General features: G+C 58.8%; 15 protein-coding genes and 1 pseudogene. 9 read left to right on the top strand and 7 right to left on the bottom strand.

Features of this window, described 5'->3' with window-relative positions:
* Positions 1–140: 140 nt before the first annotated feature.
* From ACR9ZQ_RS05855 to ACR9ZQ_RS05820, 8 genes are all read left to right on the top strand, one after another.
* The gene (locus ACR9ZQ_RS05855) at positions 141–854 is read left to right on the top strand and encodes an IS6 family transposase (protein ID WP_481427214.1); all 714 of its coding nucleotides are present in this window, start codon (positions 141–143) and stop codon (positions 852–854) included.
* Between the two features lie 240 nt (positions 855–1,094).
* The gene (locus tag ACR9ZQ_RS05850; protein ID WP_481427213.1) at positions 1,095–1,361 is read left to right on the top strand and encodes a hypothetical protein; all 267 of its coding nucleotides are present in this window, start codon (positions 1,095–1,097) and stop codon (positions 1,359–1,361) included.
* Positions 1,358–1,546: a glutathione S-transferase N-terminal domain-containing protein gene (locus ACR9ZQ_RS05845; protein WP_481427212.1), complete on the top strand. Its 189-nt coding sequence runs from the start codon at positions 1,358–1,360 to the stop codon at positions 1,544–1,546. The genes ACR9ZQ_RS05850 and ACR9ZQ_RS05845 overlap by 4 nt, the downstream gene beginning before the upstream one ends.
* A gap of 32 nt (positions 1,547–1,578) precedes the next feature.
* On the top strand, positions 1,579–2,670 hold the full coding sequence (locus ACR9ZQ_RS05840; RefSeq protein WP_481427211.1) for an arginase family protein: 1,092 nt from the start codon (positions 1,579–1,581) through the stop codon (positions 2,668–2,670).
* A gap of 35 nt (positions 2,671–2,705) precedes the next feature.
* On the top strand, positions 2,706–4,244 hold the full coding sequence (locus ACR9ZQ_RS05835; RefSeq protein WP_481427210.1) for an ABC transporter substrate-binding protein: 1,539 nt from the start codon (positions 2,706–2,708) through the stop codon (positions 4,242–4,244).
* Positions 4,241–5,239 carry an ABC transporter permease gene (locus ACR9ZQ_RS05830; RefSeq protein ID WP_481427209.1) on the top strand — a complete coding sequence of 333 codons (999 nt, stop codon included), beginning with the start codon at positions 4,241–4,243 and terminating at the stop codon, positions 5,237–5,239. Before ACR9ZQ_RS05835 ends, ACR9ZQ_RS05830 begins: the two co-directional genes overlap by 4 nt.
* A complete protein-coding gene (locus ACR9ZQ_RS05825; protein WP_481427208.1) occupies positions 5,236–6,096 on the top strand; it encodes an ABC transporter permease in 861 nt (286 codons plus the stop codon). The genes ACR9ZQ_RS05830 and ACR9ZQ_RS05825 overlap by 4 nt, the downstream gene beginning before the upstream one ends.
* Positions 6,093–7,859, top strand: coding sequence for an ABC transporter ATP-binding protein (locus tag ACR9ZQ_RS05820; RefSeq protein WP_481427207.1), 1,767 nt, complete (start codon positions 6,093–6,095; stop codon positions 7,857–7,859). The genes ACR9ZQ_RS05825 and ACR9ZQ_RS05820 overlap by 4 nt, the downstream gene beginning before the upstream one ends.
* A gap of 321 nt (positions 7,860–8,180) precedes the next feature.
* Here ACR9ZQ_RS05820 and pobA read toward each other — a convergent pair whose 3' ends face one another.
* Positions 8,181–9,353, bottom strand: coding sequence for a 4-hydroxybenzoate 3-monooxygenase (gene pobA, locus ACR9ZQ_RS05815; protein WP_481427206.1), 1,173 nt, complete (start codon positions 9,351–9,353; stop codon positions 8,181–8,183).
* Positions 9,354–9,468: 115 nt separating this feature from the next.
* Here pobA and ACR9ZQ_RS05810 point away from each other — a divergent pair, with 115 nt between their 5' ends.
* Positions 9,469–10,374, top strand: coding sequence for a helix-turn-helix domain-containing protein (locus ACR9ZQ_RS05810; RefSeq protein ID WP_481427205.1), 906 nt, complete (start codon positions 9,469–9,471; stop codon positions 10,372–10,374).
* 352 nt (positions 10,375–10,726) lie between these two features.
* Here ACR9ZQ_RS05810 and ACR9ZQ_RS05805 read toward each other — a convergent pair whose 3' ends face one another.
* The 6 genes and pseudogenes from ACR9ZQ_RS05805 to ACR9ZQ_RS05780 all read right to left on the bottom strand — a co-directional run bounded on the left by ACR9ZQ_RS05805 (position 10,727) and on the right by ACR9ZQ_RS05780 (position 18,208).
* Complete coding sequence (locus ACR9ZQ_RS05805) at positions 10,727–12,160, bottom strand: NAD(P)(+) transhydrogenase (Re/Si-specific) subunit beta (RefSeq protein WP_481427204.1); 1,434 nt, start codon at positions 12,158–12,160, stop codon at positions 10,727–10,729.
* Between the two features lie 19 nt (positions 12,161–12,179).
* Positions 12,180–13,754, bottom strand: a complete 1,575-nt coding sequence (locus tag ACR9ZQ_RS05800) for a Re/Si-specific NAD(P)(+) transhydrogenase subunit alpha (RefSeq protein ID WP_481427291.1) — start codon at positions 13,752–13,754, stop codon at positions 12,180–12,182.
* 124 nt (positions 13,755–13,878) lie between these two features.
* Positions 13,879–14,115: pseudogene (locus ACR9ZQ_RS05795) on the bottom strand (CoA-transferase); the annotation flags it as partial.
* On the bottom strand, positions 14,091–15,176 hold the full coding sequence (locus tag ACR9ZQ_RS05790) for an alpha-hydroxy-acid oxidizing protein (RefSeq protein WP_481427203.1): 1,086 nt from the start codon (positions 15,174–15,176) through the stop codon (positions 14,091–14,093). The gene ACR9ZQ_RS05790 and the pseudogene ACR9ZQ_RS05795, both read right to left, overlap by 25 nt.
* Positions 15,176–16,885 carry a thiamine pyrophosphate-requiring protein gene (locus ACR9ZQ_RS05785; protein WP_481427202.1) on the bottom strand — a complete coding sequence of 570 codons (1,710 nt, stop codon included), beginning with the start codon at positions 16,883–16,885 and terminating at the stop codon, positions 15,176–15,178. Before ACR9ZQ_RS05785 ends, ACR9ZQ_RS05790 begins: the two co-directional genes overlap by 1 nt.
* Before the next feature lie 24 nt (positions 16,886–16,909).
* Positions 16,910–18,208: a TRAP transporter large permease gene (locus tag ACR9ZQ_RS05780; RefSeq protein ID WP_481427201.1), complete on the bottom strand. Its 1,299-nt coding sequence runs from the start codon at positions 18,206–18,208 to the stop codon at positions 16,910–16,912.
* Between the last annotated feature and the right edge of the window lie 4 nt (positions 18,209–18,212).

Raw genomic sequence — 18,212 nt, 5'->3', positions numbered from 1 at the left:
TCCTCCCGCGTTGAAAGCTCCAGACGCAGAACGGGGTCCAACCGACATTAGGGAACCGATTTGTGGCCGTCCACACTGGGAAATCCTGACGGTGGCGTCGCCTTAACTGCCTGTTCGAAATGACTTGATATCGGGTTTTCGTGACCGAAGCCCCTCTCGCCCACTTCAGACGCCACCGATTTCCCGCTGAGATCATTGCCCATGCCGTATGGCTCTATTATCGGTTCCCGCTCAGCTTCCGTGACATCGAAGATCTGCTCGCTGAGCGCGGCATCAACGTCTCATTCCAGACCGTCTCGGAATGGGCGGCGAAATTCGGCTTGAAATTTGCTCATCTGCTCCGGCACCGTTCACGAGGCCACTTTTCCGACAAGTGGCAGCTCGACGAGATGGTGGTGACGATCAAGGGAAAGAAATATTGGTTGTGGCGCGCCGTCGACGCGAACGGTTACGTGCTCGACGCCCTGCTGCAAAGCCGACGGAACAAGGCGGCCGCCTTAAAGCTGATGAGAAAGCTGCTCAAGCACCAGGGGACCGCCCCGCGCGTGATGGTGACCGACAAGCTGCCTTCCTATTCGGCCGCAAAATCCCAGTTGATGCCGCGCGTCGAACATCGCTCGCATAAGGGATTGAACAACCGAGCTGAGAACTCTCATCTTGTTGTGCGACGGCAAGAGCGACGCATGATGCGCTTCAAGTCCGCGCGACAATGTCAGCGTTTCGTCTCAACTCACGGCCCGATCGCCAATCTTTTTCTTCTTCACCGGAAATGGTTGTCCGCCGCGGACCATCGCCAGCTTCGCACTCACGCCATCTCCATGTGGCGTGAAATCGCTGGCTCAATCGCTGCCTGAAGTACGCGAAACACGTCCTCACCGCGCGCTCGAAACCGTTAAGGCGACGCCACCGGATTTCGAATTCGGTGGTCGTATCGCCGAAGCAGGAGGCCCAGGCATCGAACTCATGCAGTCCGCGACCCGAACCTGATCGGCTCTGTTGCCGGTGTTGCGCCGGCTGCGTACCGGCGTTCCGGCCTGATTGATCTTCGAACCAGCGGATGTGAGCTCGGAACACGATTTGGAAAGGATGAACCAATGAAAATCAACTTGACCGACCGCAAGGCCATCGTGACGGGATCTACGGCCGGCATCGGCCGCGCGAGCGCCTCGGTCATCGTCAAGAGAACATCCGGGACATCGTCCGCTCCATCGGTGTCATCTCCCTCGCACTGGCTGGACCAGCCTGCTGATGTCAGCGTCGGAGTCGACCGCGACGAAGTTGATGGAGCAGAGAAACAGGTGACCTCGGTGCACAGTAAATGCGGCGGCCCGATAGTCGGAAAAACGGGAGCGATGAGATGAGCAAGCCCGATATTCTGCTTTATACCGTGTCCACGCCGAATGGGTGGAAGGCATCAGTGATGCTTGAAGAGCTCTCAGTTCCGTACGAAGTTGTCGCGATCGACCTTGCGGCCAAGCAGCAAACAGAAGCTGCCTACCTCAAGATCTGCCCCAATGGCCGCATTCCGGCGATCATAGAGCAGTAATCGGTTTGTCAAAGACCGAATGATGATTGTCATTGCACGATGCACCAACTTCGCGCAGCACGATTACGCTATTCCCCCCGGTGCTGACCTCAGCAATGCTGTGGATATCCCGTCGGAAACTAACTGTTATTGTTGGTCTTCAACAAACCGATGGGAACGAGAGAATGCCAGAAGCTAAGAATGCTGCACCCGTGACCCTCATTGGGCTGCCATACCATTGCGGGACACGCGGACGTGTCGTCGGGAACGCAATGGCAATAGGACCCGAGGTCCTGCTGGCCGGGCAAAACGCGCCTACCGCATTTGGAGAGGTGTTCAGCGATGTCGAAGTGGTTTTTCTCGATCAGGCCGACCGCGCGACCGACAAGGAAACGGGCGGAGATTTCAGGCTAATCCCCGCGGGTGACCAGATGGGGCGGATTCTCGTTCAGAACATCCATCTTGCTGCCGCAGTGCGGGAAGCCCGTGCGGCTGGAAGAATCCCAATCGTCTCGGCTGGCACTTGCTCGTCCTCGCTTGGCATGGTCGGCGGCATCGGAGATGCTCAGGGCGACATAGGTCTGATCTGGTTCGACGCCCACGGCGACGCTCTCACCCCTGAGACCTCGGCAAACGGCTTCATCGAAGGCATGCTGACAACGACGATCGCCGGTCATTGCTGGCCAAAATACCGCGAGCAAATTCCCGGGTTCCGTGTCATCCCCGACGAACGCATCATTTCTGTCAGCATTCACGAAGCCTTTTCCAAGAATGCACGCGCGCATGCCAGCATCGCCATCGGCACCGTCGTAAATACTCCGGTCATTGCCAAGCTTGGCTTCGAGCGTGCGCTTGGCGCGGCGTTGGACCTGCTCAGCGCCAAATGCGACCAGGTCTATGTTCACGTCGACACCGACGTGCTCGACCCCACGGTTCTTCGCGCCAATCGCCATTGCGCAGAAGGCGGCCTGACCGACACTCAGGTCTCGCGGGGCTTCGAACTCATCGCGGATCGCTTCGATATTCTGGCCGTCAGCTTCTCGTCTTTCGACCCGGACGAAGATGAGCGTGGACCGTCCGTCCTGGTTCCGCTGATGACCAAGGCCGCAACAGAGGCTGCTCGAAGTAAGCGGGCACGGAACTGAAGCCAAAGTCCAAACAAGAGAACATGGGGATCAATATGTCTGATAACGGAATAATCGATTGCCTGAAGACGTCCCGCCGCGGCTTTCTTATGGGAGCGACGGGCGCCGCATTGTCGCTGGGCGCTCTTCCCGGCTCACTGGCCTTTGCTGCCGACGACGAAGGGACGTTGCGCGTGGCCGCGCCCGGAAGCAACGCCGATTCCCTCGATCCGCACAGGACGCAGGGCCAGATCACAGACATTATCCGCTTCACGAACCTCTACGACGGCCTAAGCGAATACAATCCGGACGCAAGCGTCGGATTGTCGCTGGCCGAGAGCTTTACTCCCAATGCAGACTCAACCGAGTGGACCGTGAAGTTGAAAGGCGGCGTGAAGACGCACGACGGCAAGAACTTCGGCGCCGACGATGTGATCTTCACCATCAAGCGCATTCTCGACAGCGCGAATCCGACCAAGGGCTCGGCGCTCATCAGCTTCGTCGATCCGGCCAACGTATTGAAGGTCGACGACACGACTGTCCTATTCAAATTGAAAGACCCCTACGGTCCCTTCCAGGACCTATGGGCCAACCGCTATCTTCGGATGGTGCCCAAGGGCTTCGATCCTGCCAAGCCTGTTGGCACAGGTGCCTTCAAATACGTCTCGTTCACCCCGGGGCGGGAGTCAGTCTTCGAGAAGTTCGACGAATATTTCCGTGACAAGGCGAAGCTAAAGAAGCTTCTCATCGTGAACATCTCCGATGCCGCTGCATCCATCAACGCGTTGCGCGGCGGACAGGTGGACATGGCCTACAAGATTCCGTTCGCAGAGGCGCGCATTGTCCAAGCCGATGCCAGCATGAAGTTGCTGAACAATCCTTCTGCAATGTCGATCCCGATGTACATGCGGACCGACGTGGAGCCTTTCAACGACGTTCGCATTCGCCAGGCCTTCCGTCTGATAGCGAATCGCGAGCAGATGGTGAAGGTCGCGCTCGCTGGATACGGCGCGGTCGGCAACGATATGCAGGGAAGATCAATCGCCCCTTGCGGTCCGACGCCTGTCGAGCAACGCACGCAGGACATCGATGCGGCCAAGAAGCTTTTAGAAGAAGCCGGGAAATCCGGCCTGTCTGTCGATCTCGTGACAGTCAACGGCACTGCGGGCATGGTCGAGTGCGCCCAGGTATTCGCCGAGCAGGCGAAGGCGGCCGGCGTGACTGTCAACGTCAAGGTCACCGAAGAAGCGGCCTATCTGGCAAACTATGGAAACTGGACGTTCGGTGTCGATTTCCTGAGCGATGCCTACCTCCCGGTGGTGACAAGGAGCCTTCTGCCCGGCGGTACGTTCAATACGTCGCACTGGGACGATGCCGAGTTCAACGATCTGTATAAGAAAGCCGTCGGCATCTCGAGCGCCAATGACCGGTGCGACGTGATTCACGAAATGCAGGCGGTCGAATACGAACGTGGCGGCAATATCATTTGGGGCTTTGCCAACACCCTGAACGCCCACAAGGCGGGCCTCACTGGGATCGTGCCATATGTTGTCGATTCCCCGTTCTACCATCTCCGTAAGGTATCTCTCGCATGACGGGTTTGTCGTCCGCGAGTTCGACCGCCCGGAAGAGCAAGCTCGGCGGTTGGCTGGTGCGGCGATCCGCACTGGCTATCCTCATGCTCCTCATCGTGTCGGTGCTCATTTTCTGCGCCACCCAGGCATTACCGGGTGATGTGGCCCTTGTCGTCCTTGGCAAGGAAGCATCCGCCGACCAAGTGCAGATCGTTCGCCAGCAGCTCAATCTCGATCAACCTGTTGCGGTCCAATATCTCCGATGGCTTACAGCATTGCTTCATGGAGATTTCGGAACGTCGATCGTTTCGAGAGTTTCGGTGACCGAGCTCCTCTTGCCGCGCGTCGTGAACTCGTTTTTCATCGTGACGGTTTCGATGCTGATCGCCGTCCCGATTTCGCTGGCGCTAGGCGTATTGACCGCTACGCGCAAGGACGGAATTACCGACAGATCCGTCATGGCAGTTTCGATCATGGTGAATGCCCTTCCCGAGTTCGTCCTCGGAATATTCCTTGTGCTACTTTTGAGCACCAGCGTATTCCACTTCTTTCCTGCAGTGTCGCTCCTGTCGCCGAGCGAACCAATTTGGGAACAGACCGAACGCCTCGCAATGCCGATTATCACCCTCGTCCTCCTCCAAGTCACCTATCTATACCGGCTGGTAAGGGGGACCGTCATTGACGTGCTGCATACTGAATACGTTCAGTTCGCGGCTCTCAAGGGCCTGTCGCGGTCGCGGATACTGTTTCGCCACGTGCTGCCGAATGCCTTGGTTCCGGCAATCCAGGCGGCGGGGACCATCTTTGCGTTCTCGGTCGGGGGCGTTGTCGTGATCGAGTACGTGTTCGGATTTCCTGGACTGGGCACTGCATTGGCCGATGCTGTCGGAATGCGAGATATTCCGGTCGTCCAGGCGGCAGTGCTCGCTATCTCCGTCACGTTCTTTGTCGTCAACATCATTACCGATGTGCTGTCCTTCATGCTCACACCACCGGGAAGAGGAGGAAGGAATTGAGTTCTTCCGTGTCCAAAACAACCGGATCCCAATCGACCCTGATCCGAGGACTTAAGAGTTCGAGATCGCTGCTCGGGCTTGGCTTGATCGGCGGCGTTGTCGCGGTGGCGATACTCGGTCCGGTATTCGCCCCGCACACACCGTCCGAGCTGATTGGCGTCCCTTACGATGTTCCGGGCGCGGACGCGCTGCTGGGCACGGATAGCCTTGGGCGTGACGTGCTGAGCAGATTTCTGTATGGCGGCCGCAATCTCGTGTGGATGGCCATCGCGGCGACGCTCCTCGGATTGTCGATCGGCACCGCTACCGGAATGGTGTCGGCCTATTTCAAAGGGATGGCCGACGAAATCCTCATGCGCCTGGTCGATATTCAACTCGCTTTCCCGAGCGTCGTGTTCGCACTCCTCTTCGTGACCATGCTCGGTCCCAGCCCTGCACTGCTCGTCGTCCTCGTTGGAGTATCGCAGGCACCGAGCGTCGCGCGCATTACTCGAGGAGCCGCCTTGGCCGTCGTGGAACGCGACTACATTCAATGGGCTCGGGCCGTGGGCCTTCCGAGCCGCAACATTCTGGTGTCGGAGATCCTTCCCAACATTACGTCGCCGCTGCTCGTGGAACTGGGCCTGCGGCTTATGTGGTCCATTTCGCTGCTAGCCGGACTGAGCTTCCTCGGATACGGAATTCAGCCTCCCAACGCCGACTGGGGTCTCATGGTCAACGAGAGCCGCAACGCTCTCACAGTCCAGCCGTGGGCTGTCCTCGCACCGATCTTAGCGATCGCCGCGCTATCGATCGGCGGCAACATGTTCGCCGAAGGGATGTCCAGGGCCATCGGTCTTACAGAAGGTTCGAAATGATGCAGGGTGTCAGGGTCAAGTCTCTCGGGGTCTCGCTGCGGAATGGCATCAAGATCGTTGACGAAGTCTCCTTCGAGATCGAACCCGGCAAGGTCCTCGGTCTCGTCGGCGAGAGTGGTTCGGGAAAGAGCACGATCGCCAAGGCTTTGCTGGGCTATGCCGGGCCCGGAGCGAAGATCGCCTCGGGAAAGGTTATCGTCGACGGCCAGGATATCCTGGCACTGAGTGAGGTCGAACGGCGGGACCGACGGGGACGAGTCGTGAGCTACGTGCCCCAGGATGCCGGGATGTCACTCAATCCGGGACTTTCTATCGGAACGCAGCTCATCGAACGCCTGATTTCCGGTCGTCACGCAGAGAGCCGTGCCGAGGCCGCTGGACGGATCGTGAGCGTTCTGGATGCCGTGCGACTTCCCACGAGCCGGGATTTCCTCGCGAGATACCCGAGCGAACTCTCAGGAGGTCAATTACAGCGCATCGGGCTTGCAATTGCCGTCGTCGGCAGGCCGCGACTTCTCGTCCTTGACGAGCCGACGACCGCGCTCGACGTCGCCACCCGTAACGAGGTCCTGAAGCTCGTGTCCGAGCTTTCGAAGGAAATGCATCTGTGCAGCGTCTATGTATCCCATGACTTGGGTGTCATTTCCGCCGTGGCGGACCAGGTCATGGTGCTCTATGCGGGCCGGGTAATGGAATATGGCAACTCGGACCGAGTGCTAAGAGCTCCGGCGCACCCCTACAGCCGCGCACTGCTCAGGGCCGTGCCGACGACCCTCGAGCGTAAGCAGCTCCAGGGCATTCCGGGGGCGGCCCCGGACCTGAGAAACCGAGGTTCGGGTTGCCTGTTCGCAACGCGCTGTCGGATCGGCGACGACCTGTGCGCCACGGTGGAACCTCACCTCGTTACAGACGGGACCTCCAGCATCCGCTGTTACAAACCGAACACGATCGAGAAGGGAGCACATGTCGTCTCGCTGCTCCTCGCGAGATCACACGACGAACGGATATGTTCGGTCCAGAACCTCGTGGCTAGATACGGTCCTCTCGAAGTCGTGCGAAATGTGTCCTTAGACATCGCTAAGGGAGAGTGCGTCGCCTTGGTCGGGGAATCCGGCAGCGGCAAGTCCACGTTGGCGCGTTGCCTCATCGGCTTGCATTCCAACTATGATGGTGCGGTCAGATTTCGGAGCACGACTCTGCCGCAGAAGTCGGAGCGGAGGAACAAGGATTCTCATAGGCAAATACAGTACATTTTTCAGGATCCATACGCGTCGCTGAACCCCAGACGTACCGTCGGCGACAGTATCGGGTGCGCAGTACGACATTTCTTTCCAGGTTCGAAGCACGACATCATTCAGGCAGTTCGAACAGCAGTCGGGCGGGCTGGTCTGTCGCCCGATTTGATGTCGCGCTATCCCTCGGAGTTGTCGGGTGGCGAAAGACAGCGGGTGGCTATCGCGCGGGCATTGGTCTGCCAGCCGGAACTGCTTGTCTGCGACGAACCCACGTCTGCTCTCGACGTGTCAGTACAGGCATCGATCATCGAACTGCTGCGCGGCTTGATGGCAGATGGCTTGGCCATGCTGTTCGTCACTCATGACCTCGCAGTGGTAAGAAGCATTGCTGACAGAGTTGTCGTTCTGCAACAGGGAGAAGTGGTTGAATCTGCCTCAACGGAGACGATTTTCTTATCTCCAAAGACCCCCTACAGTAAAGAGTTGCTCAGCCATGCGTTGAATGTCCAGCCCGCAGTCGCCTCATGAGCCAAAAGACCGCCAGCATGGCCTTGGCGAAATATCGGAAAGGTGAAGGACTAGTGAGATAGTTTGGATACGTGTGCCGCTACCTCGCTAAGCGTTTTCGAAAGCGAACGACACCTTGGAGCCGCGCTTACCAGCGACACGAGGAGACACAAGGACCAACTGAGGCGGTGTTCTTCAGCCCATCGGCGAAATCGACGGCGGCCTGCCGGCAGATCGACGCCATCGATCTGCGGCTGAACGAACCGCACTTAGCCTCGCTGTTATACGACGATATTATCCGGCGGAGTGGAGGCGTTTTTTCGGAATTGGACAGGAGCAGTCTTAAAATGGTAGCCCCACGTAATTTTCAGCAAGGGCCATCGCCGCGGCTCGCGAATGGCTAAGATAGTCGAGCTCGGCCTCTTGAATCTTCTGGTCGAATGCGCCGGTTTCCGGGAAGCGATGCATCATCGTCGTCATCCACCAGGAGAAGCGCACGGCCTTCCAGACGCGGGCCAAGGCCCGGGCGGAATAGGCCTCGATACCGGCGACCGAGTGCTCCTGATAGTATTCGGCGATACCGGAAAAGAGATAATGGACATCGCTCGCCGCGAGATTGAGGCCTTTGGCACCGGTCGGCGGCACGATGTGGGCGGCGTCGCCAACGAGAAAGAGTTTGCCGAAACGCATCGGCTCGGCAACAAAGGAGCGTAGCGGAGCGATCGATTTTTCGAAGGAGGCCCCGGTCACCAGTGCCTCGGCATGGTGAGCGGGAAGTCGCCGGCGCAACTCGTCCCAGAAACGGTCGTCGCTCCAATCCTCGATCTTCTCGTCAAGCGGACATTGCAGATAATACCGGCTGCGTTTTTCCGACCGCATTGAACAAAGCGCAAAGCCGCGCGGATGATTGGCATAGATAAGCTCGTGATTGACCGGCGGCACCTCGGCCAGAATGCCGAGCCAGCCGAACGGATAAATCTTCTCAAAGGTACGGATAGCGTTTTGCGAAATTGCCTTGCGAGTCGCACCATGAAAACCGTCGCATCCCGCGATGAAATCGCAGTCGATGCGATGAGTAACACCCCCGTGATCATAGGTCACATAAGGCGATTGGCCATCAAAGTCGTGCGGGCAGACATTGGATGCATCGTAAATCGTCGTCGCGCCGGCCGCTTCCCGCAGTGTCATCAGGTCGCGCGTCAGCTCGGTCTGCCCGTAGACCATGACGCCCCTGCCGCACGTCAGGTCCTTGAGGTCGATGCGATGGTCGCGCCCGCCGAATGCGAGCGAAAAGCCGTCATGCGGCAGGCCCTCTGCATGCATCCGTGCACCGGCTCCTGCATTATCCATGAGATCGACGGTGCCTTGCTCCAGGACACCGGCCCGCACACGTGCGAGAATATAGTCCTTGTTGACCCGATCCAGAATGACCGCCTCGATGCCGGCCTTTGCCAGCAACCGACCCAGCAGCAGGCCGGACGGCCCCGAACCAATGACTACAACCTGCGTACGCATCTCGCCCTCCCAAGACTTGCATTTTCGTAATTCTGCCATTCGCAACGTGTCGTCTCCATGGACATTGCGGCCATACAATTGGACAAAGTGAACATCTCGGATTTTACGGGTAGTTATGCGCTCAATTCCCACATACGATCTCTACGGTGAAAAAACTGGCGATTCTCCGGAATTCTGGTTGCATTGCGAAACAATTCCGTCGCGCAGCAGTCGACATCGCTGGGAGATCAAACTCCATCGCCATGTGCAGTTCTTTCAGATCCTGTACATCGAAACTGGCTCGGGAGACGCTATCTTCGCGGACGAAGTGCATTCGATCACTCCTCCGGCCGTAATTACCGTGCCTGCATCCGCGCGGCACGGATTTCGCTTCTCCAGTGACATCGACGGCTATGTATTCACGGTGTTGAATTTACATTTGCCTCCCATGTCGGCCGAGCACAGTCGGTTGGGCGAATGGCTAGCAGCACCGCGTTTGACAGAGTTGAGCGCAGAGAACTCTGACAGTCAGTACATTGCCGACACGCTGCGCCGTCTCGCCGCAGAAATTGCCGCGCGGAGGACCGGGCCATCGGGACTATGCGAGACTTACTTAACAGTAGCTTTGAGGCTGACGGCCCGTCTATATACCGAGGGCCGCGACGAGGAGGATGGCGCCAACGAAAACGAACGCCGCTTGCACAGACTCGTCGATCTGATCCATCAACATTGCCGTTCACACAGGCCGGCATCCTTCTATGCGCGCGAACTCGGCATTTCTTCAACGCACCTGAACCGAATCGTAAAGCAACTCACCGGCGGCACCATTCAGCGGCTGATCAACCGTAAACTTATCGACGAAGCCCAACGTGAACTGGTGTTCACTCAAATGCCGGTCCAGGAAATCGGCTACCGTCTCGGCTTCTCCGATCCTGCCTACTTCTCACGCTTCTTTCTTACCCATATCGGCCTCTCGCCCCGGGTATGGCGGATGGCGCAGACAAAGGCAGTTGAGCCGGTATCCGGCGCGCTTGCGCCGTAAGATATAGTCGAGCCGCCCGGACGGTTCATGTGGCGCCATCGAGCTATCTGGCCCGCTTTCCTGTCGACACGCTCAAAATCGACAGATCATTCATCAACTGCGACGATGGGCCCAAAAGGATGCGACGTTGCCCGAGGTCTCCTTTATAGCAAACCCATGCAGAGGCCGGAATTATCACGGCTTCGCGGGATTTCTATCCTGCCAATTTCTCCCAAAAACGCCAGAGCCTCAGTGTCATACGCTTTTCTAAACAATCCGGACAGCGTTGGCGTGGCCGAGGACGCATAAGGGCCATGGGGTCATACTTGACCCCATGGCTCTTAATTTTTCCCCAGAGCAGTCCTACCTCAGATTAGGCAATCTGCAGCAGAAGCTCGCCCAAACTCTTCTTGGCGTCACCGTAGAACATCCGCGTGTTCTCTTTGTAAAATAGCGGGTTTTCAATGCCGGAATAGCCGGTCCCCTGGCCACGTTTGGATACGAACACCTGCTTGGCCTTCCAGACCTCGAGAACCGGCATACCGGCGATGGGCGAGTTGGGATCGTCCTGTGCCGCCGGGTTGACGATGTCGTTGGAGCCGATGACGATGACGACGTCGGTCTCATGGAAGTCGTTGTTGATCTCATCCATCTCGAGCACGATGTCATAAGGGACCTTGGCTTCGGCGAGCAGCACGTTCATGTGGCCTGGGAGGCGGCCGGCGACCGGGTGGATGGCGAAACGGACCTTCTTGCCCACAGCCCGCAGCTTGCACGTCAGTTCCGAGACCGACTGCTGTGCCTGTGCGACCGCCATGCCGTAGCCAGGAACGATGATCACTGACTCCGCATCGTTGAGCGCCGCCGCCACACCGTTCGCATCAATGGCGATTTGCTCGCCGATGATCTCCATCGCCGGCCCTGTCGACGCGCCGAAGCCGCCGAGGATGACCGAGATGAAGGAGCGGTTCATGGCCTTGCACATGATGTAGGACAGGATCGCACCCGAGGAGCCGACAAGCGCACCTGTAACGATCAGGAGATCGTTGCCGAGCGTGAAGCCGATGGCGGCCGCCGCCCAGCCGGAATAGCTGTTCAGCATCGAGACGACGACAGGCATGTCTGCGCCGCCGATACCCATGATCAGGTGATAGCCGATGAAGAAGGCGGCAAGCGTCATCAGCACGAGCGTCCATGCGCCGGCACCGTTGCAATACATGATGAGCAGGACGAGCGACAGGATCGCGGCACCGGCATTGAGGACGTGTCCGCCCGGAAGCTTCTTCGCCTTACCGTCCACCTTGCCGGCAAGCTTGCCGAAGGCGACGACGGAACCGGTGAAGGTGACGGCGCCGATGAAGACGCCGAGGAAGACCTCGACCTTCATGATGGCCAGTTCTACCGGCGTCTTGTGGGCGAGGAGGGCGGAAAAGCCTGTCAACAGGGAACGCGCCGTCTCATCGAGCGAGGCGACATGCGCTTCCTCGATATGGGCGTTGAAGCCGATGAAGACGGCGGCCAGACCAACGAAGGAGTGAAGTGCTGCAACAAGCTGCGGCATCTCGGTCATCTGCACGCGGTTTGCGACGAAGTAGCCGAGAACGGCGCCACCCGCCAGCATCAGCAGCACAATGAACCAGTTGCCGACGTCAGGTCCGAAGACCGTGGCGACAATGGCAAGACCCATGCCTGTTATGCCGTACCAGACGGCGCGCTTGGCGCTTTCCTGTCCGGAGAGGCCGCCGAGGGAAAGGATGAAAAGAACGGCTGCGGCAACATGGGCCGCGGAAACGATACCAATGGTCATAAAGTGTCCCCTACACGGCTCAGGACTTCTGGAACATGGCGAGCATGCGCCGTGTCACGAGGAAACCGCCGACGATGTTGATCGTCGCGATCAGGACGGAAAGTGAGGCGAGGAGCACCACCAGCCAGTTGCCGGAGCCGATCTGCAGGAGGGCGCCGAGAATGACGATGCCGGAAATCGCGTTCGTCACCGCCATCAGCGGCGTGTGCAGCGAGTGGCTGACATTCCAGATGACGGAGAAGCCGATAAAGCAGGCGAGCACGAAGACGATGAAATGGCTCATGAAGCTTGCCGGTGCAAAAAGACCGACGAGAAGCAGGGCCGCCGTACCAATGACCAGCAGCCCGACCTGGCTTTTGGTCTGCGCCTTGAACTCGGCCCGTTCTTTCGCGTGTTTTTCTTCAGGCGTCAGCTCTTTTGCTCGTTCCTTGGGTTTCTGCGCGGCGATCGCCTGGATCTTCGGTGGCGGTGGCGGAAAGGTGATGTCGCCCTGATAGGTGACGGTCGCGCCGCGGATGACGTCGTCTTCCATGTTGTGAACGACCTTGCCGTCCTTTGCGGGCGTCAGATCGGTCATCATATGACGGATGTTGGTGGAATAGAGCGTTGAGGCCTGCGTGGCCATGCGGCTCGGGAAATCCGTATAGCCGATGACGATGACGCCATTGTCGGAAACGATACGCTGGTCGGGCACCGTCAGATCGCAATTGCCGCCGCGCTCAGCTGCGAGGTCGATGACGACAGAACCCGGCTTCATTGCCGCCACCATGTCGGCGAGCCACAGTTTCGGGGCATCACGGCCGGGGATCAGCGCCGTGGTGATGACGATATCGATCTGCGGTGCCAGCTCGCGGAATTTCTCCAGCTGCTTTTCGCGGAATTCCAGCGAGGAGGGGGCGGCGTAACCGCCGGTCGCTGCGCCATCCTGGCTCTGGTCGGCGAAATCGAGATAGACGAATTCGGCGCCCATGCTTTCGATCTGTTCGGCCACTTCCGGGCGCACGTCGAAGGCATAGGTAATGGCGCCGAGCGAGGTTGCCGTGCCGATGGCGGCAAGACCGGCAATGCCGGCACCGATGACCAGCACCTTGGCGGGCGGCACCTTGCCGGCGGCGGTTACCTGACCGGTGAAGAAGCGGCCGAAATTATTGCCGGCCTCGATGACGGCGCGATAACCGGCAATGTTGGCCATGGAGGACAGCGCGTCCATTTTCTGGGCGCGGGAAATGCGCGGCACCATGTCCATGGCGATGACATTTGCGCCCTTTTCCTTCGCCTGCTCCAGAAGGTCCTTGTTCTGTGCGGGATAGAAGAACGAGATCAGCGTCTTGTCCGAAGACAGGCGATCAATCTCCGACGTTTCCGGCGGACGAACCTTGGCGATGATGTCGGCACCTGTATAAAGCGCATCGGCGCTATCGACGATGGTGACACCGGCTGCGCGATAGGCGTCGTCGGAAAATCCCGCCGCCTTGCCCGCGCCTGTTTCGACAACACACTCGTACCCGAGCTTTTGCAATTGCAGCGCCGAGTCCGGCGTCATTGCAACACGCGATTCTCCTATGGATAGCTCCTTAGGAGTTCCAATCCTCATTCCCATTTAACTCACCCTCTCCTCTCCAGCCTGAAAAAAATGAAAACAACTCACGCGCTCTCTATAGGCGCTCCAATGCAACCGCGATGCCCGTGTCCCACGCCAACGCAAATTGTTGTCAGTACTGTTTAGCGCCGTGGACAAGATCCATGGCGCCACCGACGGCAGGCACACCTTTCGACCGACCCTCCATTGGCGACGTCACCGTGCTGAGTGACTTGCAGTGCTCCGAGAATGGCGACATCTAGGTGACCGCCGGTACCATTGCAAAGCTCTCTGCACGCTGAAAAAATGCGGCTCCGGTCTTCAGCGCCACGGCTTTCTTTCCGGCATCGATCAGATCCCAGTCCTCCCTAGAAGGGCTTGCGTTCTATCGATCTCGCTTTTCAGAATCTCGATTACCTCAACTACCCCCTGCTCGCCGCCAACGGCGAGGCCAAACAAGGCAGCGCGGCCTATCATCACGGCGCTAGCGCCCAACGAGATCGCCTTGACGATGTCGCTGCCGCGCCGGATGCCGCTATCGACAATGATCGGAGCGTTGAGGGAGGAGAAACGAGGCAAAACGTCGATAGGCGCGGGAGCTATGTCGAGTTGACGGCCGCCATGGTTGGAGACAACGACCGCATCAACGCCGAGTGCAACAGCACGCTCAGCGTCGTCGGGATGTAAAAGCCCCTTCACCAGCAGGCGACGTGGCCAGCGGTCGCGCAGACGTTTCAAATCGTCCCAATCGAAGCTCGCATCCATCTTGCGGGAGAGGAGTGCTGCCTGCCTATTGGGATCTGTGACCGTGTCCGTGGCGAGATTAGCCATAGACGGCGTGCCGTGCCGGCCCACATGCCAAAGCCAGCGGGGATGGCAAAGGACATCGACGATTGTCTTCGTGCGAAAGCGGAACGGTATCACGAAATTGTTCCGCTCATCACGCTCCCGCTTGCCGCCCATCGCAACATCCACCGTCAGAACCAGATGACTGAAGTCGGCCGCAAGCGCCCGATCCATCAGCTGATCGGCGAAATCGCGGTTCATTACATAAAGCTGGAACCACAGATCGCCATCCGAAGCCTTGGCGACCTCTTCGATAGAATTATTGGAGGCCGTCGACAGCGCGAAGGGGATGCCCAATCTGGCAGCAGCCCTTGCAAGCAGAATATCGCCATCGCGGCGATAAAGGCCGTTAAGCCCGGTCGGTGCGATAACGATCGGCATCGGCAGGCGCTGCCCGAACCAATCGATGCTCTGGTCTCGAACAGAAACATCGTTAAGCAGCCGCGGCGTCATTTTGATCGCCTCGAAAGCCCTGCGGTTTTCCTTCAGTGCGACCTCGTCTTCTGAACCGCCGTCCAGATAGTCAAAGACGAAGCGCGGTAATCGGCGCCGCGCGCGCTGCCTGTATTCTTCGATGTTGAGAAGGGTCATTACGGCGCGATCCGGATTTCGACAAGAGCCTGGGTCTTGTGTACCGTCACCTGCTCGATCGCGGCTGCCAGAGCCGCGTCGAGTTCCTCTGCGCGATCCACCTGGGCCGTCCAGGCACGGCTCGCCGCCGCCACTTTTGTGAAGTCCGGCGTCGGCGCAAGCGAAACCAGCGGCATGGTGTTTGCCTTGGAGGCATACCCATCCGGATAAACACCGAGCACGGACTGGCGCACTGCCCCCCATTCGGAATTGTTGAGCACGAGGATCAGAAGCGGAATTTCCGCCGCTTCCGCGATCTGATGGCAGGCAACCGGGTTGGAGAACATGTAGGAACCGTCCCCCATCGTGGCGATGATCAGCCTGTCTGGCTGCGCGAGTTTCATGCCGAGCGCTGCGGGGAAGCACCAGCCAAGACCACCGGAATGTGGTTCCTGAAACCAGGTGTCGGGCGAGCGCAATGTCAACTCCTCGAGGGGTGCGCCAAGCTCCGAAAGTACCGCCGCGTCCATTCCCTCGATCGCCTTGGAAAGGCGGGTGCTGAGAAAAGCCTTCGACATCACGGGCCCTCGGCCTGCGGCTGCACGTTCCAGAACGGTTGCGCGGCGCCTGGAGGATGCAGTTGCGACCTCGGAGCGGCGCGCCTCGCGGAGCATTTTCGTCTGCGGCAAAAAGCTGGAAACGGCGGCAGCGAGTTCAATGATGACCTCGGCCACATCGCCAACAAGTGCCAGATCGCAGGGGAAGTTGCGGACTGGGAAGCGCGCATAAAGTGGATCTTCGCCGATATGAACGACCTTGCAGCCCGGCTTCAGCGTGTGAGTGTCCGGTGACCATGGAGCCAGGCTATCAATGACCAGTACGAGATCGGCCTCAGCAAGCCAGTCGGCAGGGTCGCCGCCCACGGCCATCGGATGGTCGGTCGGTGCAGCAAGCTGGATCGCCCAATATTGGCAAATCGCAATGCCCCAATCTTCGGCAAGGCGGGACAACGTCGTAAATCCTTCGGGCGACCCTGCACCACGTTGCGCGATGATCAAGGGAGCTTTCGCCTCGCTGAGGAGTTTTGCAGCCGTTTCGATGTCGGCCCGGCGTGGCCCTGCACTGGCTGCGGCAATGGTTGCCGGCGCCTCGAGTTGGTCCGAAGGGCATGGCTCGCACAGCACCTCACGCGGCAGGCTTAAGTAAACCGGCCCACGCGGCGTGGAATTGGCGACCGCGAAGGCTCGATCAACAATGTCCACGGCCTGCTCAGGGAATTTGAGCTCATAGTCCCATTTTACCGTTTCGCGGATCATCGCCGCCTGGTCCCGCATTTCCTGACCCCAGCCTATCGGTACGGTTCGTGCACCAAGCCGCCCCTTCTCCACGACGGGTGTCCGTCCTGAAAAAAGCAACATTGGCACATGTTCGGTTGCAGCGTTTATGGCACCCATAGCGCAATTGGCGAGACCGACATTGGTGTGCGCCATCACGGCCTGCGCACGTCGCGTCGCCAGATAATAGCCGTGCGCCATGCCCATGGCAGCATTTTCGTGGGGAATGACGATCGCCTTTGGTAGCGGAATCTGCTTTGCGGATGCTTCCGCCAGCCCCTCGATGATCGGCGGGAAATCCGTTCCGGAATTGGCGAAAATGTAATCGACGCCAACGGCCTTCAGACGTGCCAGCAGAGCGCCCCCGGCGGTAATTGTTGCAGCCTTCTTGTTCATGATGAATTGACTCGCTTTCGTAATTTAGAGATGGGCCGGAAGCCACGTCGCCAGGATGGGAAAGGCGATCAGCAGCCCAAGGCGGATGAGGTCGGTGACGATGAACGGCGCCACGCCCTTGAAAATTCGGGAAAAGGTCAATTCCGGCACGACGCTCTTGATGACGAAGACGTTCATGCCGACCGGCGGGTGGATAAGCCCGAGTTCCACCGTCATGACAATGATGACCGCAAACCAGATAGGATCGAAACCGAGCGACAGGATGACCGGATAGACGATCGGCACCGTCAGGATGATCATCGCCATCGCGTCCATGAGGCAGCCCAGTACGAGATACATCAAAAGGATCAGAGCCAGCACGCCGTAAGGACCCAGGCCCAGACCACCGAGAAACGCTGTCACTTTTTGCGGCGTCCCGGTGATCGTCAGGAAATAGCCGAAAATCAGCGCGCCGATCAGGACTGTGAAGACAGCGGCTGCCGTGCGTGTCGCCTGCAGCAGCGAATTGAGTATCTTCTCCCTGTCGAGCCTCCGCCGCAGGACACCGATGATGAAGGCGCCACCGGCACCGACGCCCCCCGCCTCGGTGGGCGTAAAGAGGCCGCCATAGAGACCGCCGATGACGAAGAGGAAGAGAGAGAGCGGCGCCCATATGTCCTTGATGGCATCGAGCCGTTCTTTCCATGAGCTCTTCGGGGCGGCGGGCAACAGGTTCGGACGCACACGACCAATGATCACGATGGTCGTCATATACATCAGGATTGCAATGATCCCCGGGATCAAGCCTGCCATGAACAGCTTGCTGATATCCTGTTCGGTGATGATGCCGTAAACAACGAGGACGGTCGAAGGCGGAAACATGGCGCCCAGCGTTCCTCCCGCGGCAATGGTGCCGGCAGCGAAGCTTTCCGGATATTTCAGCCGCCGCATTTCTGGATAGGCGACTGTCGAAAATGTAGCGGCAGTCGCAACCGACGAGCCGGAAATTGCCGCAAAGCCACCGCAGGCAAGTATCGTTGCCAGCCCGAGGCCGCCCTTCAGATGGCCGATGAACGTATTGGCGGCCCGGAAAAGTTCGCGGCTCATGCCGGAGTTGGAAACGAAGGCGCCCATCAGAAGAAACATCGGAATAACGCCGAACGTATAATCCGTTACGGTGCGCATGGACGTCTGGCCGATCAGCTTCAGGGCCGGGCCAAAGCCCGCGATCACGCCGAAGCCGGTTACGCCAACAAGGCCCATCGCCATGCCAACGGGAACGCGCAACAGCATCAGCGCAAAGAGTGCAAAAAATCCGGCTACGGCTACGAAATTTTGTGTCATGGCA

This window comes from Rhizobium sp. KNZ14-9A (assembly GCF_056755015.1).
This window is presented reverse-complemented; position numbering and strand designations above follow the sequence as displayed.

What these genes read in the sequence shown, in the direction of transcription:
- ACR9ZQ_RS05805 (WP_481427204.1), bottom strand. Translation starts at nt 12,160, where the DNA reads ATGACCATTGGTATCGTTTCCGCGGCCCATGTTGCCGCAGCCGTTCTT.
- ACR9ZQ_RS05820 (WP_481427207.1), top strand. Translation starts at nt 6,093, where the DNA reads ATGATGCAGGGTGTCAGGGTCAAGTCTCTCGGGGTCTCGCTGCGGAAT.
- ACR9ZQ_RS05780 (WP_481427201.1), bottom strand. Translation starts at nt 18,208, where the DNA reads ATGACACAAAATTTCGTAGCCGTAGCCGGATTTTTTGCACTCTTTGCG.
- pobA (WP_481427206.1), bottom strand. Translation starts at nt 9,353, where the DNA reads ATGCGTACGCAGGTTGTAGTCATTGGTTCGGGGCCGTCCGGCCTGCTG.
- ACR9ZQ_RS05845 (WP_481427212.1), top strand. Translation starts at nt 1,358, where the DNA reads ATGAGCAAGCCCGATATTCTGCTTTATACCGTGTCCACGCCGAATGGG.
- ACR9ZQ_RS05785 (WP_481427202.1), bottom strand. Translation starts at nt 16,885, where the DNA reads ATGAACAAGAAGGCTGCAACAATTACCGCCGGGGGCGCTCTGCTGGCA.
- ACR9ZQ_RS05850 (WP_481427213.1), top strand. Translation starts at nt 1,095, where the DNA reads ATGAAAATCAACTTGACCGACCGCAAGGCCATCGTGACGGGATCTACG.
- ACR9ZQ_RS05800 (WP_481427291.1), bottom strand. Translation starts at nt 13,754, where the DNA reads ATGAGGATTGGAACTCCTAAGGAGCTATCCATAGGAGAATCGCGTGTT.
- ACR9ZQ_RS05835 (WP_481427210.1), top strand. Translation starts at nt 2,706, where the DNA reads ATGTCTGATAACGGAATAATCGATTGCCTGAAGACGTCCCGCCGCGGC.
- ACR9ZQ_RS05790 (WP_481427203.1), bottom strand. Translation starts at nt 15,176, where the DNA reads ATGACCCTTCTCAACATCGAAGAATACAGGCAGCGCGCGCGGCGCCGA.
- ACR9ZQ_RS05830 (WP_481427209.1), top strand. Translation starts at nt 4,241, where the DNA reads ATGACGGGTTTGTCGTCCGCGAGTTCGACCGCCCGGAAGAGCAAGCTC.
- ACR9ZQ_RS05810 (WP_481427205.1), top strand. Translation starts at nt 9,469, where the DNA reads ATGCGCTCAATTCCCACATACGATCTCTACGGTGAAAAAACTGGCGAT.